Source organism: Shewanella benthica KT99 (assembly GCF_000172075.1).
GTDB lineage: Bacteria > Pseudomonadota > Gammaproteobacteria > Enterobacterales > Shewanellaceae > Shewanella > Shewanella benthica_A.
In genome coordinates this window covers 123,626-148,266 of the sequence record NZ_ABIC01000006.1, presented here as the reverse complement: position 1 = coordinate 148,266, position 24,641 = coordinate 123,626, and the positions used below count along the sequence as shown (strand labels likewise).

Genomic DNA, 24,641 nt, shown 5'->3' with positions numbered 1-24,641 from the left:
TACTAGCGTCAAGGCTTTAAATGTTATCCCTATCGTTTAAACAAAGGAAGAAACAAGCTTACTTGTTGCCTGACTGGTTGCAGCTATCGTTAAGAAGACTGGTTTGCCGTGTCAGTGGATGCGCATTATAGGGATGTCAGCCCAGAGCGCAAGGGCTTTTTCGATAAAAACCGACATATTTTAAAAGATGATATTTAAGTACAGCCTACTCACCAGTTACCCCCAGACTTACCCACAAACAAGCATTAAGCGCCTGTTTATTGCTCAGGCTACGCCCATTTTACTCACCTTCTATTCATTCGACTTGGCTATCACTCTATAAAAGAGTGTGCACTATATAGCTTCATTTAACCCAAAACTGCAGATAGAAGTCATAGTGAAGCCCAAGCTTACCCTCCTGCTCTTACTACTTCAATGCTAACTAGTTAGTAAGCGCATTTATGCTAAGAAACTATGATAACTTCAATATTCCAGAATATGGGTGGATATTCCACTTCATATTTATCCATGAATACTCAAGAATAGAGTCTATTAATTATTCTGGGGCTCACGCTTTTCTACACAGGTTTCAGTAAGCAGCTATTCGATGAGACGCGTTATCAATATGAATCACTAGGTATCATTTTACCCGGTGAAGCAAATGACATTTACTCTTCATGGAGAAATGTCATCAACACACGCACCAGTGAAGGTAGGGCTGCAGTTGGTGCAAGGAGAATAGAGATGGCTAACCGATGAGAATCGCGGCCAGTACTTTGTCGAAGTTTCAGCAATGGGCAAAAGGCAATATCATCTGGATAAAAAAGAAACGTTACCCAGAGCAATCAACGCTTGGCTACAGATACTTGGGGGTGCTATTACTCTGTTCAGGGATTATGGGCTTTATTTTAGAAAAATACTTTAATAAGGCGTAAGCTCGATTTTCTAAAATTACTGTTCCTGACAGTAGATAGTTTTGCTCTCTACTGCCCTAAATGCTTAACCCATTGACAAGCCTATATAGTTATAGTTAAGGCTTAAAGACACCTATTATCTCTCCACCGGCCTTCTTGGCGACCTTATCATCAGTTTGTTGCTCACGGTAATCACACTCCACACATTCAATAGTCTCCACGCCCTGCTCTTTAAATAGCACGATACTATCTACAGCTTTGCATTTGGGGCACTTAGCACTGGCTACGAAACGCTTCTTTACTCTAACTTCAGCCACTTTTATCAACCTGCTATTTTCTAATTACCATAGGATTATTTTCCAACTAAAGTCTATTTTGCCACAATCTCATGCAATTGACCCCATTGTCATTGAATTTGACTTTGCTTCTAGGCTGAAACTCACTTCTGAGATATCATCGGTGGCAATAAACTCCTGAACATCGTCAGATCATAATTAATGATATCCATCTCTCAAGCTCAACTGATCCGTGGCACTAAAACGCTTCTCGATGAAACCTCACTAACAATCTATCCTGGACACAAGGTTGGATTGGTGGGTGCCAACGGTACTGGTAAATCTTCACTGTTAGCACTCATTCTCGGTAAGATCACCTTAGATAAAGGCGACATTTCTTTGCCTAGCGGCTGGAAGATTGCGACAGTAGCCCAGGAAACTCCGGCACTGGACGTTTCTGCTTTGGATTATGTTATCGATGGGGATTTCGAGTATCGAGAGCTAGAAGCCGAACTCGTTCAGGCCCAACATGATGATAATGGCAATGAGATAGCTCACCTCCATGGAAAAATTGATGCCATAGGTGGCTATGCTATTCACTCTCGCGCAGCCAGTCTATTAGCGGGCTTAGGTTTTAACCAAACCGAGCAGAGTAATTCGGTGAGGCAATTTTCGGGAGGCTGGCGAATGCGCCTTAACTTAGCCCAAGCCTTACTATGTCGCTCAGATCTCTTATTACTCGATGAGCCAACTAACCATTTAGATCTAGATACCATGTACTGGTTAGAGGGGTGGATAAAAGCCTATCAAGGCACGCTCATTTTAATCAGCCATGACAGAGATTTCATCGACGGTGTCGTGGATGAAATTATTCATGTTGAACACCACAAGCTGAATTACTATAAAGGCAACTATACTGCCTTCGAACGTATACGTGCCGAACGAATGGCCCAGCAACAAGTCGCCTTCGAACGCCAACAGAAAGAACGGGCACATATGCAGTCCTTCGTCGATCGTTTTCGTTACAAGGCCAGTAAAGCCAAGCAGGCTCAGAGTCGATTAAAAGCTCTCGAACGTATGACCGAATTACTGCCCTCTCAGGCTGACAGCCCGTTTCATATGTCATTTAGAGAACCTGAGGCCCTGCCTAATCCGTTAGTGACCATGGAGAACGTTTCTGTGGGCTATGGCGACAAAGAGATCCTCAAGAGCGTACACCTTAACTTAGTCCCGGGCGCTCGCATCGGCTTACTTGGACGAAACGGTGCAGGTAAATCGACCCTAATTAAACTGTTATCGGAAGAACTGTCCCCGATGAAGGGCAAGTATGAGACCAACCCAGGCTTGAATATCGGTTATTTCGCCCAGCATCAGCTGGAAAGTCTGCGTTTAGATGACTCTCCATTACAGCACCTTAGCCGACTCGCCCCCAATATTAGAGAGCAAGAGCTGAGAAACTTCCTTGGTGGCTATGGTTTCAATGGCGATATGGTGCTCTCTCCCGTGCGCCCCTTCTCCGGCGGTGAGAAAGCTCGACTGGTATTAGCGCTACTGGTATGGCAGCGACCTAACTTATTGCTTCTCGATGAGCCAACCAACCATCTTGATTTAGAGATGCGCCATGCTTTGACCATGGCACTTCAGACCTTCGAGGGCGCCATGATCATCATCTCTCACGATCGTCATCTATTAAGACTAAGCTGCAGTGACTATTATCTGGTTGATCAGGGGAAAGTGACTAGCTTCGACGGTGATCTTGATGATTATCATCAATGGTTGCTCGATGCTGCTAAGGCCGCGAATAAAACAGAATCCAATACCGAAGCTAAACCGGCTCAGGATAAGAAACTACAGAAACGTTTAGAAGCCGAGCTCAGACAAAAACTTTCTCCCATGCGTAAAGTTCAGCTTAAACTCGAGCAAGCGCAACAGCAAGCTAATAACCGTTTGAGCGAAATCGAAACCATGCTCGCAGATATGAGCCTGTACGATGCAGAAAACAAGGCTAAGTTGACCCAAGTACTTGCCGAGAGAACCTCACTGGCTCAAGCACTGGAAGAGAGTGAAATGGAGTGGTTGGGCGTTCAAGAGAGCATCGAAGAGCTTGAACTTCAGGTTCGCTCCCAGCTCTAAATAAAAATTCTAGATATAATCTCTGGATAAAAACATTATTGATATAACGCTCTATTAATATAAAGCTCAGTGATATTCAAGGAAGCAACATGACATTTGTGAATCATTTTGATATTTCATTATGGAAAAATTGTGATGGTTATTACCACCAGCACCAAGCACTCTGTCTAGAGTTACAAGATAATCACCAGTTAAATATAAACTTGCTTTTACTGTCGTTATGGCTAGATAAACAAGACTATCTGCTGAGTACCCAGGACTGGTCGCAACTTCAAAGTGAAACCCATCAATGGGAAGAACGCGTGTTACTCCCCTACCGCAAGTTGCGTAAGCTGAGTAAAAACAGTTTAGCAAGCGATGAATATCAACAGATGCTAGATGTAGAGCTGATGCTTGAACGTAAATCTCAGAGATTAATACTGCATAAACTCAAGCAGCTTTCACCCAGCGGGGAATCGTCAAACTTAGGCACTTATCTGAGTCTATTTAACTTAAATAAAGCCGATTACCCATCGCTGGTAGAGCTAGCCTAGTTCGCATTGAACGTGGGTTTAAAACTTTAAACCCACTGTAATCCTCTTTAGTCCCACACTATAGAACTCTTATGAAGATGACTTTAATTTTTCAGCTAACAGAGTCGCGTTTCTCGCCGTCATGCCATAGATAGTCAGCTGAGGGTTAGCACCTAAACTAGTCGGAAAAACAGATCCGTCCATCACTGATAGATTCTCATAGTAGTGAGAGTTTCCCAGACTATCGACCATGGACAGTTTAGTGTCTTCTCCCATGGGACACCCCCCCATTACATGTGCCGAAACGATCACAGTCTTGAGTGGGCCAAGATCCAGAGTTTCTATAGCCGATTTAGCTTCTTTCCAGCTATTAAAGTAAGGCGCTCCTTCGGTGAGCGGCAAAACTTGCTTAGCCCCGGCAGCAAACTGTAATTCAGCCATACTGCCGAACGCTCTTCGAACCGCACGCCAAAAAGTCTCGTTTAGCGGATAATCTATGGCAAAACCAGTATCTGTCAGCTGGACTTGGCCTCCCTGGCTTTGTTCATGAAAACCATCACGAATCAAGGCTATAGTGACCTGAAGCTGGTTGAACTGCTCCATCAGAGCCGCGTGAGTCTTACCATAACCTATGGTTTTGGAGGCGATCAGAACGGGATGAACAGGAGGTACTTCGAGCTTATAACCTAGCTCAGCACTGGCTGCACCATGTTGCCATACAAATTCATCGGAATAGATGGACTGAGGAGCGCCACTGTGACCAGTGATAGGATCGCTAAAGATCCCGCCGCTTAACAGCGTCGGATGTAGAAAAGTACGTTTCCCCAATAGTTTATGGGGATCAGCCAAGTTAGATCTCAGTAAGATTGTTGGTGTATGGATTGCGCCGGCGGCAATGATGTAATGTTTAGCCTTGAATATCAGCTTAACCTCAGTCGGCTGCATCTGCTCATTCAAAGCCTGAGCCTTGATAGCCGATATCTTGTCATTATGATGCTCTAGCTCAATGACCTTAGCTCTGCTGACTAAGGTGGCCCCCTTATCCAGTGCAGCCGGGATGGTGGTAACTAGCATGGATTGTTTGGCGTTGACCGGACACCCCATACCACAATACCCCGTGTTCCAGCAGCCTTTCACGTTACGCTTGATGACGGTGTAGTCCCAACCAAGTTTTTCACAACCTAACTTCAATGCCTGATTATTTCTGTTGGGCTCATGCTCCCACTCAGCAATATTGAGTCGTTTCTCCATCTTGTCGAACCAAGGGTCCAGCTCCTCTCTCGATAAACCTTTAACGGATTTATCTTTGGCCCAGAAGTCTAATGTAGGCCTGGGAGTACTAATACAAGTGGTCCAGTTTACCGTTGTCGACCCGCCTACGGCTCTTCCCTGAAAAATACCGATGGCCTTATCTTTGGTTTTCATTGCAGCCGCTTGATGATACAAGTTTGGATAGGCTCGCCTTTCTTCCATATTAAAGCTTGCGGAAGATTTAAGTGGCCCCCCTTCGACTATGATAACGGTCAACCCCGCATCTGTTAATATTTCAGCAGCGACGCCGCCGCCGGCACCACTGCCCACAATAACGACATCGGCCTCGAAAGTTTGATCTTGGCTCAACTGGCTAGCATCGATATGCTTCCAACCTGAGGCTAAGCCTTCGACTATAGGATCTGGTATCGCCACTTCACTACCTCCAAACATACAGTTATTTTTATTATTTTTTGAATAAATATCTAAGACTAATAATCAATTAAATACCATCCTCACTCTTCACCGCCTATTCATCAAGGAATGTAGGTTTGGCATAATTCAAGCGATTCCAGTGCTCTGGACAGGAATAGTAACTCGCAAGCACAAGCTCTCGCAGCCCTTGATAAGCCGTCACCATCATGTCTAAGAAACTATTACGCCAATACTCAAGCATGGCTATTAGCTGATGCGGGTTACGCATCATCAAAGGCATCATACTTCCGGTCAGGACGAGTAAACCGAGTCTATTTTCTAGCATATCGAGTAGTTGTTCTAATTCGGCTTGTCCATCTGCAGGTAACAATGAAATAGTCTGAGTAATAGCATCTAAGGTGCGATTCTGAGCCGCTATACGCAGCTTCTCCACCTCAGGTAAAGCATCATCCAGAAACACAGGTAATAAAACGCTAAACAGCAATCTATGCTCACCGTCCAAGGATTTGTTGACCTTAATATGCTCTGGAACGTATAGGTTTACCCCTAACGCTAATGCTGCAGTACCTACAAATGCTGTTGTTAAAAAAGTGCGTCGTTCCATGTTATCCCTTCATATTATTTTTTATAGAGGATACAGACCCGCATTGACTCTACAGGTTATTGAATCGCAACATCGACAAGCGGCCAGATTGAGATAATTCATCATGATCTCAGATGTGCTAGAATGCCAAGACGAGTAACAATTAAACACACGTTTTAATTTTCAGCAATAGCCAATTTTTATGATGCGACATTTTTCACCCCCCTGGTGGGCCAGAAATCCCCATGTTCAAACGATTTTACCTGTGCTAACTAAAGTGGACAGACCAGACTTAACACGTCAACGTCTCGAACTTAGTGATGGCGATTTTATCGATCTCGATTGGTTAAGTCAGCCTAAAGCACACCAACCTATCGTGATCATCATTCATGGCTTAGAGGGAAGCTCAGAATCCCACTATGTACGCCGATTACTCAATGACTGTCATCGACAGTCCATCTGCGCTGTGGTCCACCATCACCGGAGCTGTTCGGGTGAGACGAACCGCAAAGCGAGAAGTTATCACAGCGGTGACACCCAAGATCTGCAGGAGAATTTATCTCAATTAAAGCTCAAGTATCCTGATTCCCCTCTCCTGGCAGTAGGCTATAGCTTAGGTGGCAATGTACTCACCAAATACTTAGGCGAATATGCTAACGCCAGCTTAATAGAGCGAGCAGTTGTCATCTCAGCCCCGCTGCAATTATCCGCATGTGCTAAACGTTTAGCGAGTGGGTTTTCTAAGGTATATCAAAGTTACTTGATTAAGCAGCTACAGCAGAAGACCACAGCTAAGGTAAAAAACCCTCAACTGGCTCAGGATATGCCTGTTTCATTATCCCAAATTCCTCAACTGCAAACTTTCTATGATTTTGATCATAGAGTGACAGCTCCCTTACATGGCTTCGATAGTGTCGATGATTATTATCAAAGAGCGAGTGGAATGGATTTCTTGCAATATATTCATAAACCAACTCTCGTCATTCATGCTGCTGATGATCCATTTATGACTGCAGATGTCATTCCAACGGCAGAGCAATGTGCTAGCCAAGTAACCTATGAACTGCACTCACAAGGGGGTCATGTAGGTTTTATCGATGGCGGTACTCCCTTCAAGCCAAGATACTATCTAGAGCAGCGGATCCTTCATTTTTTAATTTCTCAAGAGGCCTGAATATGCTTGTTCCCTATGACGCTTTGCTGCAACTGCCCAGCGCAACCATGGATAACTTGATTAAAGAATATCTATTAACACAAGTCGAAGATGGCAGTTTCTCAGATACAAATGAACAGGTATATATTTCGGCGATTGAACGCTGCAAACTGTTACTAAAGCAGGAAATCTTAGTAGTGGAGTTCAGCGAAGATGATGAGTCCATTGCCATCAAGCACAAGGAACATCTGCGTCGGTAAATCAAGCCTAGAATCTAGTGTTAATTCATAACAAACTCGAGAGCAAATTTGACCTAAGCGCAATGAATACCGTATAACACTAAATGTTATTAGAAATAACATCTCTCTTTTATCTTGGTCTTGGCTCTCGTCACTGCCTTTTAGTCAATTAGATTCAATTCCATTTAGGAAATTTAATGTCAGCAAAACATCCCATTATCGCAGTAACAGGTTCATCAGGAGCTGGTACCACGACAACAACCACGGCTTTTAAGCATATTTTCCGTCAACTCGGAATCAATGCTGCCAGCGTTGAAGGCGATAGTTTTCACCATTACACTCGTCCTGAAATGGAACTCATGATCCGTAAAGCCAAAACGGATAATAAAAATATTAGCTATTTTGGCCCCGAAGCAAACGACTTTGAACGCTTAGAGCAATGTTTCAGTGATTATAGTGCGACGGGTCAAGGCGAGACGCGAGCGTATCTACATACTTTCGATGAAGCCGTTCCCTTCAACCAGATGCCCGGAACATTTACCCAATGGCACCCCTTGCCAGAAAATACCGATATGCTCTATTACGAGGGTTTACATGGGGGGGTAAAAACAGACACATGTAATGTTGCCGAACATGTGGACTTGCTTATCGGCATGGTGCCGATAATCAACTTGGAGTGGATCCAAAAGATCATTCGAGATACTTCGGAAAGAGGCCATAGTCGGGAAAAAGTGATGGGGTCTATCGTTCACAGTATGGATGATTATATCAATCATATGACACCTCAATTCTCACGAACCCATATCAATTTCCAACGAGTCCCAACTGTCGACACCTCTAATCCATTTAGCGCTAAGAATATCCCAAGCCTAGATGAGAGCTTTGTGGTGATACGTTTTCGGGGGATTAAGAACGTAGATTTCCCCTATTACTTGAAGATGATAGACGGCTCTTTCATGTCAAGAATCAACACATTGGTTGTACCAGGTGGCAAGATGTCCTTAGCCATGGAGTTGATCCTGACACCACTCATCCGTGATCTACTCGAGAAGCGCCAACAGCTACTCTCTTTAGATAGTGAATAGGATAGGTAATAATATAGACTTAAGTTTCATTTAAGCATGTTCGAGTAGACTAGCTCATGTCGGGATTTCAGGCGAAAGACTGATGAGTTAGCATGCTCTTGGGAGTAAATCCCCCCATCTTGATCTGTTTGTTTCCTTGGGTGTGCTGGCTATTCCAAAACCACTTTATATTTTCCTAGTAAATTCCATGTCCATGCTTGATCTATTCGCTTCATGAGTGTGCTGGCTATTCCAATCTCCACTTTCAAAAGTAAATTCCACGTCTATACTTGATCTATTCGCTTCATGGGTGTGCTGGCTATTCCTTTCAAAGAAGATCCTAGGAACTAGAATCTAGGCACTAAATTCAAAAGTAAATTCAAAAGTAAATTCAAAAGTAAATTCCACGTCCATGCTTGTTCTATCCGCTTCATAGATGCGGGCTATTCTTTTCAAAGAAGGACCTAGAACCTAGGTACTTAATTCAAAGTAAATTCCATATCAATTATTGCTCTACGTCTTGAGGAAAATAGTACTTAAATGCGAAGAAGGAACTAGGACGTTAAGATCAAAAAAGCCAGTCAGGAACACCGACTGGCTGAATCAAAACCATCAAGCTATTGTCTAATTGGTTACACCTAGGAACTCTAATCTAACCCCTAGACCCCTGTTTTAATCCATCAAAGGAACAATTTCACGGAAAGGTTTATTCTGCTGATAGCTTTGTAGTCTTTGCTCGAACTCATCGGAGCGATTTACCATTTTAGAGCTTTTAAGCGCATCAATTGCTTTTTGCTGAGTCTCTACGGCAGAGTTGTAGTCGCCGGTTTCCGCATAGGCTGCTGCCAAGTTATCTAAATTCGTGGGATCTTGGTGATCTGATGCGACTAGGCTACGAGCAAGTTCGAGCGCTTTGTCTCCATTGCGGTATTCGGCTTCAGGGCAAGTCGCGAGTATCCAGGCTACATTTCCTAAAGAGACTTCATCTCCTACCGAGTTGAAGCGGTCAACGGCTTTACCACAGTTACGCTCAACCCCTTCTCCGCCTGCGGCATAGATGAATCCCAGTCTAAATTGAGCCCATTTATTACCTTGCTCACTCAGCGACAAATACCAACGTTCGGCAGTGAGCAGATCACGATCGATTATATTACCTTCGAATGAAAGGTCCGCTAATGTTTGTTGCGCCTTAGCATGTCCCTGCTCTGCAGCCGCTGAAATCCACTTTATGCCTTGCTGCTGATCTTGAGTGACGAATCGGCCAGACAAGTACATAAGACCGAGTAAAAACTGCGCCTCTTGCTTACCTTGATTCGCTTTTAGCTGAATATGAGCCACTTTACTCGCCGCAACGGCAGTTTTGGGCTGAGGAATTGAAAATGCATTCGCGGCAGTGCTCGTCACTAATGTAAAAATTAGTGTCAAACTAAGACCAGCGCCTAAAAATAACGGATAATATTTCACTTACGACTCCTATCCAATGTCACTCGTTTGAACATGTTCAAAAAACTAAAGTTTATAACCACATGAAAAATACACTTAAGCTATCGACATAAGATAATTAAGCAAGAAGGTACAAATCAGTTATTTCCTTGAGTTAGCCAGATTTACTCACTAAAGTCGAGAAAAATGCATGTTTAGTCGACTTTTATATGACCTTATTCCTTGGTAATAAGTGCAATATCGAGCTGAAATCATGGCTTTTTTTGCTGAATTCAAGGCATTCACAGCATATTTACTTGCCAGTTGTTGACATATATCACTGATGTATCAGAATGAGTGAATATTGTAAGTAAGTTACGAAGATTCATTTATTCTAAAGTTAGATCTTTATCGAGGTTTTACAGAATAAACTAGCGTAAACTGCTTATTAATAAAGATCCTTATATTCAAATCAAACAGTCGAGGAACATAGGCATGGCTCTTATTGGTAAGCCAAAACCAGATCCCACTTTGGAATGGTTTTTATCACACTGTCACATTCATAAGTATCCAGCCAAAAGCACTTTGATCCACGCTGGTGAAGAATCAGACACCCTTTACTATATCGTTAAAGGCTCCGTAGCCGTTTTATCAAAGATGAAGAAGGTAAAGAGATGATCCTCACTTACCTTAATCAAGGTGACTTCATCGGCGAGCTTGGTTTGTTTGAAGATCAAGCCCAGCGTACCGCTTGGGTTCGCGCTAAGCAGCCATGTGAAATCGCTGAAATATCTTACAAAAAGTTTAAGCAACTGATTCAGGTTAACCCTGAGATTCTGATGAAGCTTTCTTCACAAATGGCCTTCCGCCTGCACAGCACTAGCCAAAAAGTGGGCGACCTAGCTTTCTTGGATGTTGCTGGAAGAATTGCCCAAACTTTACTTCATCTGGCCAAGCAGCCGGATGCCATGACTCATCCAGATGGCATGCAGATCAAGATCACTCGTCAAGAGATAGGTCAGATCGTGGGTTGTTCTCGTGAGACTGTGGGTCGAATCTTAAAAATGCTCGAAGAGCAAAGTCTGATCCAGGCTCATGGTAAAACTATCGTAGTTTACGGTACTCGCTAAGTTAACGTTAAGTTAGATTTAAGACAGCTTCGATAAAGTGGCCTGAGATAAAATCCGGCCACTTTTTTTTGGAGAAATATTAATGACAAGGGCACTGTTCATCATCCTGTTCACTCTTGCGACTTATACGCCTGTATTCGCCCATAGCTCGCCCCTTATCAAACTTGAACATTATCAGGCAAAACATTTAGTCAGTGCAGGTAAGATCCTGTCATTGGATGTTACCCTCTCCAAGATCAAATACTTCTGCTACGGTAAACTCATCGATGCCCATCTCTATCAAGAACAAGGAAAATGGCGTTATGATTTGCAAATTAAAGCCCTACGTGACCAAATTATAAATCTGAGTCTGGATGCAAGCACTGGACAATTCAATCCTAATAAATCATTGCCATCTGGCTGTAGCGCTTTTGAAGACTAGCACTACACCATTAGCGAAGTGACAGGTTAATATGAAACTACTGCTCGTTGAAGATAATGCACTACTCGTAGAAGAACTTGAAAAACAACTGAAACTCGCCGGATATGTCACCGACGTGACAGATAAAGCAGCTGAAGCAGATTATCTCTTAAAAGAGACCAATTACGATTGCGTGATACTAGACATTGGCCTGCCCGACGGTAATGGCCTAGAACTACTGGAACGCTGGCGTAATCAAGGGATCATGACCCCTGTCATCATGCTCACGGCTCGCAGCCAATGGCATGAGAAGGTCGAAGGCTTTAACGCTGGAGCCGATGACTACCTAGGGAAACCTTTCCATACTCAAGAATTACTCGCACGGATACATGCTCTCATTCAACGGGCTCATGGAAAAGCGAGCTTACCCACAAAAGAATTAAGCTTTTCCGGCGTCGTTCTCGATGAAAATCAACAATCAGTGTCAGTCGAAGGTAAGAGTTTTGAGCTAACAGCGATGGAGTTTAGGTTACTAAAAATCTTCTTGATGTCACCTAAAAAGCTTCTGTCTAAATCTCAGCTCAGCGATAAACTCTATCAATTCGATGACGAGAAAGAGAGTAATGTTGTCGAAGTCTATGTTACTCATCTGCGTAAGAAACTGGGTAAAACCACCATTGAGACTCGTCGTGGACAGGGTTATATCTTCCACGGCATAAGAGAATGATGTCAATCCGCACTAAACTCAGCCTCTGGTTAACGGGTTTAGTCATTATTTCGACAGCCATAGGCATAGTCTCCTTCGAAACTATGCTAAGGCAAGCATTTCACGACTCGATCATAGCCAGACTGCAGGAAGATTTAGAACAAGTCCAGTTGGCCACTCGACTTAGCAATAACGAACTCACCATAGATCAGAGCCAACTTTCAGGATTTTATAAGCCGGTCTTTTCGGGACGCTATTACCAATTAAATTTGCCGGAGCAAGAGATCCGCTCCCGTTCTTTATGGGATCAGAAGTTAAATATCAAACTGTTAGAGAAAGGTGAAAGCCGAGTATGGCAATCTAAGGGACCACAAAACCATGATATTCAGCTACTGTCACTGGGATTAAGCTCAGATTCACTGAATGTCGCTGCAACCCTGACTGTCGCCCAAGACCTGAGCATAGGCCGTAAAATTTTCACCCAAATATATGGTACTAAGCTAGGGGTTAACTTAGCCATGTTACTCACCATGATAGCCGGTATTTTTCTGGTACTCAGGCAGTCTTTCAAACCGATCAACCAGATCCAACAAGCCCTGTCTAAGCTCAGAGAGGGTGAGATCAGCTCACTAGAGGTCAAGAATATCCCCCCGGAACTGCAGGCTCTGGCTGCTACATATAATGAGCTACTCGAATATTCCAGCAAACAGATCGAACGCAGTCGTAACAACATAGGCAATTTAAGTCATGGTCTTAAAACCCCATTAGCCGTGATGCAACAACAAGTTGAGGCCCTGGGACTGAAAGATCCGGATACCGCAATAGCACTGCAGAATCAACTCGATCTCATCCATAAAATGATCGAGCGTAAGCTGGCTGCTGCCAGAATCACTGGAGATATGTTGCCCGCAGCACAGATGCTGATCCCTAAAGATCTTGAAGATTTATGCAACACACTAAGCAAGGTTCACTTCAGTAAACGTCTACTCTGCAATATCGACATTCCTGAGCACATCACTCGATTACCCCTGCACAGGGAAGATGGTATGGAACTGATTGGAAATCTGCTCGATAACGCTCATAAGTGGGCCAATGACCGAGTAGATATCCACGCCAAGCTAGAAGAAAATACTATTATTCTGATTATCGAGGATGATGGGCCTGGAGTCGCCCGTGAAGAGCTTAAGCTACTCACCAATCGTGGCAGACGATTAGACGAAGAAACCATGGGACATGGCCTTGGACTCTCTATAGTAAAAGACATAGCCGATCAATATAAGATTAAGCTGACGTTCGCCCGTAGCGACTTAGGTGGATTAAAAATTTACTTACGCTTTAAAGGATAATCTGCCAATTTACCTCAACACGGGACAGATTCAAATATAAAAAAAGCCGAGACTCAGTTCCGGCTTTTTCGCGACTAGCTTACATTTGTACTCTCAAAAATCTTATCCGCAGAAGCAGCCACAAAGCCTGTATAAAGACTTCCATCTGCTTTAGGGTAACGCAGTGCAAATTCATAAAAGCAACTTGGAATCTCTTTCTCGGCGTCGGTAAAGCTAACAGAAATACGGTCAGCCATAGTCGACGATTGCTCCAGTAATACCTCGGCAGAGCCTTTCACTTCACCGCCGGCTGAATTTAACACAAAATCCCCCTTCTTAAGGGTCTCATTCACATCTAGGATGTTGGTATATCCAGGCAAGTGGTTAATCGATATTGTAAAATGGTTGGCTCTATAACCAAAAGCAGCCACCCAGGCAGCATACTCACTCTCGGCAAGTAAAGCCTCATAGGTCTTAGAGTCCAGCTGCCAGTGACGTCCCGAATAGAGGAAGTCATCGGCCTTAGTCGCCGCAACATCAATCTGCTCAACCAAAGCCTTAATGGTCTTTTGTAGCTCAGGGCTAAATTCTTCGACTAATAATTCAGAGATAAATACCTTAGGCTGCGTCGCATCTGGATGTTCAAAATGCTTAGCTTTCAGGTTTTTAGCCTCAAAATAATAATCACCCGAGTCGACATAACCCAGAGACTCGAAGTGAGCCGCCAATATCTTTAAGTTCACCTTCTCAATATTAAAGGTACGTAGGGCAATATGATCGTTGATGATGGTCTCACCTCTAGAAAGCAGTTGACGAACGGGCTCTGCCGAAGGCGTCATCTCAATATAGTCATTCCAAAGATTGTCAAATAGTTTATTAATATCTGTGTGCATCAATTTCTTCCTTAACGGCATCGCTTCATTATAAACTTAGAGACTCAAGCCTGGACTCAAGTTAGCAGGGAGACTGACAACATCGGCCTCCACCGAAGAAACGGGATAAGAACAGTAGTCGGCCGCATAAAATGCGCTCGCTCTATGGTTACCCGAAGCGCCAACACCACCGAATGGTGCAGCACCGGACGCACCTGTTATCTGCTTGTTCCAGTTAACGATACCGGCACGAATACGTGCTAAGAAGTAGTCATAATCCTCACGGCTATCGGCAAGAAGACCCGCAGACAGACCATAACGAGTACTGTTGGCTAACTTGATAGCCTCATCAAAATCGCTGTAACGGATCACTTGAAGTAGCGGGCCAAAATACTCTTCATCCGGAAGCTCGCTAACGCGAGTGACATCGATCAAACCCGGAGAGACTAGACCCGTTCCCGCCTCTAGATGAGTCAGCTCCACGAGAGACTCACCACCTAAGTTAAGCAAGTTAGTTTGAGCTTCGACCATGCCTTTAGCCGCAACTTCTGAGATCATAGAGCCCATGAATGGCTGTGGCTGCGCGTTCCAGGCACCGACTTTAATCCGCTTAACGGCACTAGCGAGCTGCTCGAGTAAGGCATCACCTTGTGCGCCTTTCTCTACATAGAGACGACGCGCACAGGTACAACGTTGACCCGATGAAATATAGGCAGACTGAATGATGTCGTGTACGGCTGCTTTGGTATTTTCAACGCCTTTAACGATAAGCGGATTATTCCCCCCCATCTCCAGCGCCAAAATCTTGCCAGGTTCACCGGCATACTGCTGGTGTAAGATATGACCCGTACGTGAACTACCGGTAAAGAACAAGCCATCGAGCTGTGGATGAGCCGCTAGCGCCTTACCTGTTTCAATTTCGCCTTGTACCAAGTTAATCACGCCAGCAGGAAGTCCGGCTTTCTCCCATAGTTTAAGCATAAGTTCAGCCACTTTAGGAGTGAGTTCAGACGGCTTAAAGATCACAGTATTACCCGCAAGTAATGCAGGAACAATATGACCGTTTGGCAGATGGCCAGGGAAATTATATGGGCCAAATACCGCGACCACACCGTGAGGCTTATGACGCAGTACCGCGCGTCCTGCTGGGATATCATTCTCAGTATGACCGGTACGCTTATTGTAAGCGGCGACTGAAAGCCCAATCTTACCTATCATGGCACTGGCTTCGGTAGCGGTTTCCCACTGCGGCTTGCCAGTCTCCTGAGCGATAACTTCGGCGATTTCGGCTTTATGCTCTTCAAGTTGAGTGCGATAAGCCTCCACTATGGCAAGACGGGCATCGAAACCTAACATGAACCAATCGAACTGAGCATCACGGGCCGCATCGACGGCGGCATTCACTTGCTCTGGAGTCGCAGTCTTACTGCTCCAGATAACTTCATTGTTTGCTGGGTTTTTAGATGTCACGTCGTGACCTAGGCCTGCAACCCATTGGCCTTTAATAAATTGAGTCATTATTTCTTCCTACATAGCCAAAATACGGATCTGCTCACCCTCTGACAGCAATAATCCTGCTGCAAGTTCTGCTGACACAGTGACCACATCACTATCTTCTGTGAGCAGAAGTTTAGCCGATGTGGCGCGGTAATTCGCTAATTGAGTATTTGATATGATAAAACTGAAATCAGATTCTGGAGCAGCACCGATCGTGATCGTCAGTAAGCGACTTTCTCTTACCGAACGAATATCAGCCAATTTGCATTCGACCGTGGGTCCGCCGTCAAAAATATCGACATAACCACGACACCTGAAACCTTCAGCCTGAAGCAGATTTAACGCCGGACGGGTGTTAGCATGAACCTCACCAATCACTTTCTGTGCTTCTTCGGGTAACAAACACACATACACGGTATTTTTAGGCATCATCTCAGCCATAAAGGCTTTTTGTCCGAGTCCCGAAAGGTAATCGGCCTCGACAAAATCTATGCCTAAGAAGTGCTTTTGCAGCCAGTCATAGAAGGGAGAATTCCCCGCGTCATCACTTTCTCCGCGCATCTCGGCGATCACAGTATCGCCGAAGCGCTCTGCGTGCTGCGCTAAGAATAAGAAGCGACTACGGGATAACAGTCTACCGTTGTTATTTTTACGATAGGTATCACGCAGGAACAAGGTACATAGCTCTGCAGCGCCAGTATAGTCGTGGCATAAGGTTAAAGTTTCCACCTCGTTTCTCACGTCGATCTGCTCGGAGTGATACACTTCAGTGCCTAAACGATAGTGATAAAAGGCATCTTCCATGCCAACAGCAGCTTCGAGGCCACAAGTGCCGACAACTTCACCAGACTCAGTATCTTCGAGTACCATCAGGTAACCTTCATCGAAGGGTTTATCGACCTGCTTTTGAAACGAAGCCTCCACTCGAGCAATCTTGTTCCTGAGTAGCTCTTCGTTAACGGGCAAGGAAGTAAAACCATGACCAGATTCTTCGGCTATTTGATAAAGCGCTTCATAGTCGCTAGATCGGATAGGACGTATGATTAACATCTCTGTATCTCCTCACTCTTGCTTGTCGCTCAACCGTTTGCTTATCTTTAGCATGAGTATCTATTAAGACCAGCAGCTAACGGCTAAGGTTCAAGTATTGCTAATGACAAACAAGCGAGAGATAGATATCTCTCGCTCATATCAGTCAATTAGCCTGTAACTACTTTAGCAACTGCACGTTCAAAACGCGCAAGACCTTCGGCGATATCAGCCTCAGGAATGACTAATGACGGAGTGAAGCGAATAACATTTGCTCCAGCGATCAGGCTCATCAGACCTTCGGCAATACCGGCAAGCAAAAACTCTTTAGCACGTCCCTGGTATTTATCATTGAGTACCGCACCAAGTAATAGACCTTGACCGCGTACTTCTGTGAACACATCATACTTGTCATTTATCTTCTTTAGTCCAGCACGCAGTAACTGCTCACGCATTTTAACGCCTTGCAATACTTCCGGAGTATTAACCACATCCAGTACTGCATTAGCGACTGCACAAGCCAGTGGATTACCACCATAGGTAGAACCATGAGTACCTATCTTAAGATGAGCGGCAATCTCTTTAGTGGTCAGCATAGCGGCGATGGGGAAACCGCCACCTAAAGCTTTAGCCGTGGTTAATACATCAGGTACCACGTCACCACGCATATATGCGTATAGTTCACCTAAACGACCCACACCCGTTTGCACTTCATCGAATATCAGCAGTGCATTGTACTTATCACAAAGGGCACGTACGGCTGTTAGGAATTCCGGATCGGCATCTACGATCCCGCCTTCTCCTTGAAGAGGCTCCATCATGATGGCACAGGTCTTATCTGAGATAACCGCTTCCAGAGCAGCGATGTCATTGAATGGTACGTGAGTAATGCCCTGTGGCTTAGGACCGAAGCCATCTGAATACGCTGCCTGACCACCGACACTCACAGTGAAGAACGTACGACCGTGAAATGCCTTGTCGAAGGCGATGATCTGATCTTTCTCTGCACCATACTTATCCATGGCATAACGACGAACAAGTTTTAAAGCCGCTTCGTTTGCTTCTGCACCTGAGTTTGCGAAATATACCCGTTCTGCAAACGTCGCATTGACTAACTTAGTCGCGAGTTCTAATGCCGGCTCGTTAGTCATGACATTGGATAGATGCCAAATTTTTTCACTTTGCTCTTTCAATGCACCAACAAGGGCTGGATGACAGTGGCCTAAACAGTTAACGGCAATACCGCCAGCAAAATCGATGAACTCTTTACCTTCTTGATCCCAGACTCGGCTACCTGCTCCGCGGACAGGGATAACTGCCGAGGGCGCATAATTAGGCACCATGACTTCATCAAATTGGGCTCTTGTCAGTGTGTTGTTGACGCTCATACCTACTCATCCTTTATTATCGTTAATGGCTCTGTGAGCCACTATTGCCGCCTTCTTATCATTAGAAAACTCTTACTGGCGGTACTTGTTTGCATTGCTTAAGAGTCATTAATAGCGAAAATGTGATTAAAATACCAGTTATTACACTCATCATAGACGAGCCTCGCATATTTAATGCATAAAGATTGATCTTTAAGAATTATACAAGCGCTTATAGCGGGGGTTTACAGCATAACTAGTCATAAAAAAAGTTACTAGAGCCATAAACAGCTAGTTATTCATCATATGTGAATAGTTAACCGAACTATGACTGCAACTATGACTAAGATAATTGCATAATGCTTATAAATAACTCTCTCATCATTAACGAATAAAAGCCCTTCCCCCAAATGCTACAATCCGGCGAGTTCTGAGTAAATCAAGCAGAATGACAGCTTGCTAGATGATGTTGAGCTTCTTGTAATTCTGTCCCTTGAGCCGAATGACCTCTTGTGCAGATAACTCATAATAGTCAAACATCATCCGTTTCTCCTGAGGATCAATTTGGCTCAGCTCTTCCAATAAGACCACCTTAGCGTAGCAATTGGCTCGGGCAACCATGGCAGCATCCTCGGAAAGATCTTTATAACTCAAGTTATTATCTAGCTCGGCTAAGACTTTAGTCATGGCGCTATCTTTGAAATCGAGATAATGAAGCAACTGCCAATTGAGCTTATTTCCATGCTCCAGGACCAGATGGTAGACTCTCTCTGCAGGGAACTCAGTTGCAACGACCGCATCGTAAACTTCTTTGTCCCTACAGCCACTGGCCTCTCTTAGCCAGGTACCCCAGGTCTGTTCAAACAGCTTAGCGCTATTTTTCAGCACCACAGAGGGACCAAGCTGACTGAGTAAGGTACAGGTATAGACAAAGGAGCCGTCCTTCTCGTGTAATTTAGCCAAGGCCTGAGCGGCAATAGCACTCACGACCGAGTACCGCCACAGTTTTCGAGTGGTCCAGAGTAAGTTGGCATGACCGCTAGGTAACCAATTCCTAATGCAAAAATAAGGGATCAATAGCTTAATATTTTCGATGCCGATAAAATTAAGCACTAGCTTAATATCGGTGACTTTCACATCGGAACGCTGGGGGCGACGATGACGAAAAGAGGCACTATTAACCATATTAAGCAGATCACGCACTAGCCATGCCTGCTCTTCGATCAGAGGTTTAAGACGATTGATATCTACGTTTTTACCTTGCAACAAGTCTAACATCAACAACTGATTTTCGTTGATACCTGAATGCGTTAACGCCTGTTCAGGAGAAGAAAGTCCGTGCTCTATCGCACTAATAACCGTATTGATTAGTTGTTCCGATACCTCCTCAAACACCTGCTTCGCTTGGATCTGCTTAGCCAATCGCTCTAAAACCGCCTCCCTCTCGATAGCCAATTTATTTGCATCATCTTCAAGCTCGACATCGAGCTCATCAAACATGGAGTTAGATTTCTGTTTACCGACAATAAGTTGTTGATACAACCTGTGTTCGATCTCAATAATTTTTCCAGGCCTTACACCACCGGCTACCGATATCGCCACGTTTAGCTACTTCCTCATAAAAACTTTATAGTTACAATTTAGCATTAATCTGCTTCATTTAGCATAAGTTACAGAGAATTAACTGCATTGAATACCTTTAGCTTTGCCAATAAGTATCAGAGTTTGGCTTATACAGATAAAGCCAATTTTCATGAGGATCTCCAGCTAAAAAAAGGCCTCACTTGGAGACCTATTTTCTATTGATAACGAATTACTTAAGCTCTTGCTCAAACAGCTTATAGATACGACGGTACTCATCTAGCCAGCTCGATGGCTGCTTGAAGCCATGGGGTTCCACCGGATAGATAGCCGTTTCAAACATGGGCTTCTCGAGTTCAATCAAACGTTGCACCAGACGTACGCTATCCTGGAAGAAGACATTGTCATCGAGTACACCGGACATGATAAGCAGCGGCTTCTCCAGGCCTTGAGCGTGCTCAATGGGAGAGCTACGTTCATAGGCAATTGCATCGACGTCCGGCGTATTTAAGATATTTGACGTGTAGGACGCATTATAATGAGCCCAATCCGTCACAGGTCGCAGGGCTGCACCGGCCTGAAATAATTCAGGCTCGGTGAACAAGGCCATAAAGGTCAGGAAACCACCGTAAGAACCACCGTAGGTACCCACTTTAGCCGTATCGACATTGGTATTAGCTGCCATCCAGCTCACACCATCTTTAAGATCTTCCACTTCTGGATGACCCATATTGCGATAAACCGCGGTGCGCCAATCACGGCCATAACCTTTAGAACCACGATAATCCATATCCATTACCACATAACCTTGCTGAGTAAGCAGGTTATGGAACATAAACTCACGAAAATAGCCGGAAAATCCGTAGTGAGCATTTTGCAAATATCCGGCACCGTGGTTAAAAATCACCGCTGGGTACTTTTCAGCTCGAGTCTTATCATAACCTTGTGGCAGATATACCCGGGCATATACCTCACCCGCTCCATGGCTGGAAGGAACGACAACCACTTCGGGAGCCTGCCATGGATAATTCTTAAATGCCTCGCTGGTATAATGAGTTAACTGCTTACGATCACCACCAATCACTTTTACAAACAGCTCAGCGGGTTCGGTGCGACGAGAAGCATTGAGCAACAGGCTATTGCCGTCAGGACTGAGTTTATAATCGAGCTGGCCATCCCACTGAGTCAGCTGCTCATCTTTACCCGTGGCAATACTGACCCGATAGACATTATCTATGCCAGGATGCGCCTTATTCGCCTTGTAATAGATGAACTCGGCCTTGGGGCCTAAGGTGACACTGCTAACCACAAATTCGCCCTGAGTTAGAGGTTCAGCTTCCTTCCCTTGCTGCTTTAGATAAAGGTGAGAGTAGCCTGTTTCTTCCGATAAATAATAAAGAGAATCTGTACCCGTTACCCAACCGAACTGATTGAAGGTGTAATTGACCCAGGCATTGTCATGAAGTCTGTGCTCAGTCTTCAATGTACCTTTACCCATATCAAGGCTAGCAATCCATCTGTCTTTGTTATCGATGGCTTCGAGCATGATAGCAACACCATTGCCCGAACTCTGCCACTGGACCGCGCTCTGTGACCAGCCCCAGTCTTGCATCAACTGGATCTTGCGCGGTGCCTTCTCACTCTTATAAGACTCACCTTTCGCCTTAGCATTTTCGCGCTTTACTTTAGCCAGTACGTCTTCATCGAAACCGCTTAACCCTTCGATGGTAATGTCTTTCTTAGTGTGAGTGTTCAGATCCAACAGAACCAATCTCTCCCCAGGAGGATTATCCTCTGCGACTCGTGCTCTTGCCGGGACAGCATCCACATAACCCTCCTTGCCTAGATAATTAGGCATGATGTCGTGCTCGCTTCGCCAGCTGTACTCCTTGTCGATCAGAGACAAGAGCACATAGCGACCATCGGGAGAAAGGCTTAAGTCAGACACCACTTCCTTGTCGCCTAAGTACCAGGTCTTAGATGCCATGCTTGGGTCGACCTTGTTGAGATCTTCCTTATATGCTTGCTTCTTGTTGGCTTTATCCTGTTGCAGAGCAAGGTATTTGATCAATCTTTGCTGTTGTTTAGCGATATAGGTCTCAGGCTCTTGAACACCTTTTGGCTCAGGCGCCATGTTAATGTTAGCAATTTGCTCCAACATGCCACTGTCTTGATGAATACGAAATATCTGATCGCCTTGCCAGAAGGCGATGTCGCCACCATCGAGGAAACGAACTCCATCGACGTTAGTGTTCTGCCTGATTAACTGAGAGATTTTTCCCGAAGCCAGCTCCTTAACGAACAGGTTACCTTGATAGATATAGGCTTTACGAGTTATCTCACTGTTAATAACTCCATGTTGCTGATCCGCAAGATGAAGCTGATTTAGCGATAACGAGGAAGCAATATCTTGATCCACGCCTTGATTGTAATAGTCTCTGATAGGTGAAGCATGTGCTTGACGGGCAAAATAAACTGACTGGCTATCATCACTCCAATAAGCTCCCTTGGCGAGCAGTCCCATCCAATCAGGATCTGCCATGATCTGGTTCAGAGTGAGTAGCTCATCGACTTTAGGAGGTGTGGCGAGAGCCGGACCAACCCAAGCTTGATTCACTTGGGCAAGTGATTGAATATTAGAGTTGGAGTCTGATACCGCACAACCACTTAAAATAGCGATGGTGAGTACACTAAGAACTGAATTTCGCAGCAAACCTGTCATTATCCTTCCTACTGTTATTTTAATGATCCTGACTCGCCAGGATAAGAAAGCCATACTTGGTCATTGATATTATTTTGCGCATATTTATATCACAAAAGGGATAAGGATTAGTTAGGATTTTTCAGAAAACTTGTAACAAGCTAACGAGTCTTGGTTTGAGTACCTAGATCGAGAAAATTCTGTAATAGCTCGAGTCCCTGCTCGGTGAGTACAGATTCGGGATGAAACTGAACACCGAATAGAGGCAGGATTTTATGACTTATGGCCATGATCTCTCTTCCATGCACGGGATCATCGAACCAGGCATCTAAGATGAAATCTTCGGGTATAGTTTCAACAATCAGTGAGTGATAACGTGTCACAGTTAAGGGATCATTCAGCGAGGCAAATAGACGAGTATCAGTATGGTTAATCTGACTTGTTTTACCATGCATGACTCGCTGAGCCCGAATAATCTTAGCGCCAAATACCTGAGCGATAGCCTGATGGCCAAGACAAACACCTAAGATGGGAAGTTTACCCGAAAAGTGCTCGATAGCCGCAAGAGATATCCCCGCCTCATTCGGTGTACACGGCCCGGGGGAGATAACCAAATATGCAGGTTTTAACGCCTCTATCTCTTCCAGGGTGATCTCGTCATTACGTTTAACCAAGATCTCTTGACCTAGTTGCTGAAAGTACTGCACTAAGTTAAAAGTAAAAGAATCGTAGTTATCGATCATCAACAACATGGAACAAAGTTTTCCTAACAATTAAAGCCAGCGGCAGATGCTATCACACCACAAGTAATAAAAAAGCCAGTCATATGACTGGCTTTAATGATTCACCTGTAAGCATTACTTAACAAGTGTCAGATGACCACGACTCTTAGGCTCTGGGTCTGACGACTTTTTATCGGATGCAGACTCAGGTACAAGAGTCTCACTGAGTGAAGATTCGACAGACGATAACGCTCTCTTGGTATCTGTTAATGTCGCTTTTTCAGGCTTCACCACAGAGAGACCCGCTGCTTCAGACTCAGCCTCGACTTGATAAGCATCTTCCATATCGAAGACAGTTCCGGCACCATTCTCTCTCGCATATATGGCTATAATTGCAGCCATAGGCAAGACAACTTGCTGAGAAACACCACCAAAGCGAGCATTAAACTCAATAAAATCATGCCCTATCTGCAAATCACCTACAGCAGTCGATGTGATATTGAGAACAATTTGACCATCTTTCACATATTGTTGCGGAACCTGAGTTCCCGGCACATAAGCGTCAACAACCACATGGGGGGTAAGATCATTATCCATCAACCAATCATAATATGCTTGCAGCAAGTATGGGCGATTTGGTGTCATAGGCTTCATTAGATACCCATGCGCATTTCGCGCTCGGTCTCAGTAAGAGAAGCTTTAAATGATTCACGATCGAATAGACGTGTCATATAGGCTTTGACTTCTTTAGCCGCACGGTTATCTAATTCGATTCCCAGTACCGGTAGACGCCATAATAATGGACCCAAGTAACAATCGGCCAGGCCGAACTCTTCTGCCATGAAATAAGGCATCTCGGTAAATATCGGTGCAATTGCAGTTAAGCTTTCCTGCAACTCTTTACGAGCCGCATCGGCACGATCGCCACTTCTGATACGATCAACCAGCGAATACCAGTCATGTTCGATTCTGTGCATCATCAGACGAGTCTGGCCACGTGAAACCGGGTATACAGGCATAAGTGGTGGATGCGGGAAACGCTCGTCCAGATACTCCATGATGATACGTGAGTTATAAAGTACTAATTCACGATCGACCAGTGTAGGAACTGTATTGTACGGGTTTAGCTCGATCAGATCTTCAGGCATCTCACTTGGATCGGCCTCCAGTACATCAACGGTGACTCCTTTCTCAGCCAAGACGATACGAACTTGGTGACTATAGAGATCGTCAGCACCTGAATACAGGGTCATGATTGAGCGTTTATTGGCAGCAACAGCCATTGATACCCTCCGGGAATTTGATGTCAAAAGCAAAAAACAGAAAGCAAACGAGGGGCATTGCCCCCCGT

21 protein-coding genes and 1 pseudogene are annotated in these 24,641 nt (G+C 44.6%); 9 read left to right on the top strand and 13 right to left on the bottom strand.

Features of this window, described 5'->3' with window-relative positions:
* Positions 1-1,009: 1,009 nt before the first annotated feature.
* A complete protein-coding gene (locus KT99_RS04340) occupies positions 1,010-1,210 on the bottom strand; it encodes a YheV family putative zinc ribbon protein (RefSeq protein ID WP_005497406.1) in 201 nt (66 codons plus the stop codon).
* Between the two features lie 180 nt (positions 1,211-1,390).
* Between KT99_RS04340 and KT99_RS04335 the strand changes: the two genes are divergently transcribed.
* Complete coding sequence (locus tag KT99_RS04335; protein WP_005497405.1) at positions 1,391-3,301, top strand: ABC transporter ATP-binding protein; 1,911 nt, start codon at positions 1,391-1,393, stop codon at positions 3,299-3,301.
* A gap of 89 nt (positions 3,302-3,390) precedes the next feature.
* Positions 3,391-3,834 carry a TIGR02444 family protein gene (locus KT99_RS04330; protein WP_005497404.1) on the top strand — a complete coding sequence of 148 codons (444 nt, stop codon included), beginning with the start codon at positions 3,391-3,393 and terminating at the stop codon, positions 3,832-3,834.
* A 69-nt stretch (positions 3,835-3,903) separates the two neighbouring features.
* Here the strand turns inward: KT99_RS04330 and KT99_RS04325 are convergent, their stop codons facing one another.
* Entirely contained in the window at positions 3,904-5,499 is a 1,596-nt protein-coding gene (locus tag KT99_RS04325; protein WP_040571602.1) for a GMC family oxidoreductase, read from the bottom strand.
* Positions 5,500-5,593: 94 nt separating this feature from the next.
* Positions 5,594-6,103 carry a hypothetical protein gene (locus KT99_RS04320; RefSeq protein WP_005497402.1) on the bottom strand — a complete coding sequence of 170 codons (510 nt, stop codon included), beginning with the start codon at positions 6,101-6,103 and terminating at the stop codon, positions 5,594-5,596.
* 181 nt (positions 6,104-6,284) lie between these two features.
* Here KT99_RS04320 and KT99_RS04315 point away from each other — a divergent pair, with 181 nt between their 5' ends.
* The 3 genes from KT99_RS04315 (at position 6,285) to KT99_RS04305 (ending at position 8,559) form a co-directional block, all read left to right on the top strand.
* Complete coding sequence (locus tag KT99_RS04315; RefSeq protein ID WP_005497401.1) at positions 6,285-7,256, top strand: hydrolase; 972 nt, start codon at positions 6,285-6,287, stop codon at positions 7,254-7,256.
* 2 nt (positions 7,257-7,258) lie between these two features.
* Positions 7,259-7,495: a YheU family protein gene (locus tag KT99_RS04310; protein WP_005497400.1), complete on the top strand. Its 237-nt coding sequence runs from the start codon at positions 7,259-7,261 to the stop codon at positions 7,493-7,495.
* 176 nt (positions 7,496-7,671) lie between these two features.
* Positions 7,672-8,559 carry a phosphoribulokinase gene (locus tag KT99_RS04305; RefSeq protein WP_005497399.1) on the top strand — a complete coding sequence of 296 codons (888 nt, stop codon included), beginning with the start codon at positions 7,672-7,674 and terminating at the stop codon, positions 8,557-8,559.
* A 651-nt stretch (positions 8,560-9,210) separates the two neighbouring features.
* Here the strand turns inward: KT99_RS04305 and KT99_RS04300 are convergent.
* Positions 9,211-10,002, bottom strand: coding sequence for an SEL1-like repeat protein (locus KT99_RS04300; protein ID WP_040571585.1), 792 nt, complete (start codon positions 10,000-10,002; stop codon positions 9,211-9,213).
* 453 nt (positions 10,003-10,455) lie between these two features.
* Here KT99_RS04300 and crp point away from each other — a divergent pair.
* The 4 genes and pseudogenes from crp (at position 10,456) to KT99_RS04280 (ending at position 13,542) form a co-directional block, all read left to right on the top strand.
* Positions 10,456-11,090: pseudogene (crp, locus tag KT99_RS04295) on the top strand (cAMP-activated global transcriptional regulator CRP).
* Between the two features lie 82 nt (positions 11,091-11,172).
* The gene (locus KT99_RS04290; RefSeq protein ID WP_005497394.1) at positions 11,173-11,511 is read left to right on the top strand and encodes a PepSY domain-containing protein; all 339 of its coding nucleotides are present in this window, start codon (positions 11,173-11,175) and stop codon (positions 11,509-11,511) included.
* Between the two features lie 31 nt (positions 11,512-11,542).
* Positions 11,543-12,217 (top strand): response regulator transcription factor, encoded by a 675-nt coding sequence (locus KT99_RS04285; RefSeq protein WP_005497392.1) that lies wholly within the window; start codon positions 11,543-11,545, stop codon positions 12,215-12,217.
* On the top strand, positions 12,214-13,542 hold the full coding sequence (locus KT99_RS04280) for an ATP-binding protein (RefSeq protein WP_005497390.1): 1,329 nt from the start codon (positions 12,214-12,216) through the stop codon (positions 13,540-13,542). The genes KT99_RS04285 and KT99_RS04280 overlap by 4 nt, the downstream gene beginning before the upstream one ends.
* A 74-nt stretch (positions 13,543-13,616) precedes the next feature.
* Here KT99_RS04280 and KT99_RS04275 read toward each other — a convergent pair whose 3' ends face one another.
* The 9 genes from KT99_RS04275 to sspA all read right to left on the bottom strand — a co-directional run bounded on the left by KT99_RS04275 (position 13,617) and on the right by sspA (position 24,573).
* Complete coding sequence (locus KT99_RS04275; RefSeq protein WP_005497388.1) at positions 13,617-14,414, bottom strand: DUF1338 domain-containing protein; 798 nt, start codon at positions 14,412-14,414, stop codon at positions 13,617-13,619.
* Between the two features lie 36 nt (positions 14,415-14,450).
* On the bottom strand, positions 14,451-15,911 hold the full coding sequence (gene astD / locus KT99_RS04270; protein WP_005497379.1) for a succinylglutamate-semialdehyde dehydrogenase: 1,461 nt from the start codon (positions 15,909-15,911) through the stop codon (positions 14,451-14,453).
* A 9-nt stretch (positions 15,912-15,920) separates the two neighbouring features.
* Positions 15,921-16,940, bottom strand: a complete 1,020-nt coding sequence (gene astA, locus KT99_RS04265; RefSeq protein ID WP_005497378.1) for an arginine N-succinyltransferase — start codon at positions 16,938-16,940, stop codon at positions 15,921-15,923.
* A 149-nt stretch (positions 16,941-17,089) separates the two neighbouring features.
* Positions 17,090-18,307: an aspartate aminotransferase family protein gene (locus tag KT99_RS04260; RefSeq protein WP_005497376.1), complete on the bottom strand. Its 1,218-nt coding sequence runs from the start codon at positions 18,305-18,307 to the stop codon at positions 17,090-17,092.
* A 438-nt stretch (positions 18,308-18,745) separates the two neighbouring features.
* On the bottom strand, positions 18,746-19,888 hold the full coding sequence (locus KT99_RS04255) for an HDOD domain-containing protein (RefSeq protein ID WP_005497374.1): 1,143 nt from the start codon (positions 19,886-19,888) through the stop codon (positions 18,746-18,748).
* A 211-nt stretch (positions 19,889-20,099) separates the two neighbouring features.
* Complete coding sequence (locus KT99_RS04250; RefSeq protein WP_005497372.1) at positions 20,100-22,589, bottom strand: S9 family peptidase; 2,490 nt, start codon at positions 22,587-22,589, stop codon at positions 20,100-20,102.
* Positions 22,590-22,729: 140 nt separating this feature from the next.
* Positions 22,730-23,320, bottom strand: coding sequence for an anthranilate synthase component II (locus KT99_RS04245; protein WP_005497370.1), 591 nt, complete (start codon positions 23,318-23,320; stop codon positions 22,730-22,732).
* A gap of 105 nt (positions 23,321-23,425) precedes the next feature.
* Positions 23,426-23,944 (bottom strand): ClpXP protease specificity-enhancing factor, encoded by a 519-nt coding sequence (locus tag KT99_RS04240; RefSeq protein ID WP_005497368.1) that lies wholly within the window; start codon positions 23,942-23,944, stop codon positions 23,426-23,428.
* Positions 23,944-24,573, bottom strand: a complete 630-nt coding sequence (sspA, locus tag KT99_RS04235) for a stringent starvation protein SspA (protein ID WP_005497366.1) — start codon at positions 24,571-24,573, stop codon at positions 23,944-23,946. Before sspA ends, KT99_RS04240 begins: the two co-directional genes overlap by 1 nt.
* Positions 24,574-24,641 lie beyond the last annotated feature (68 nt).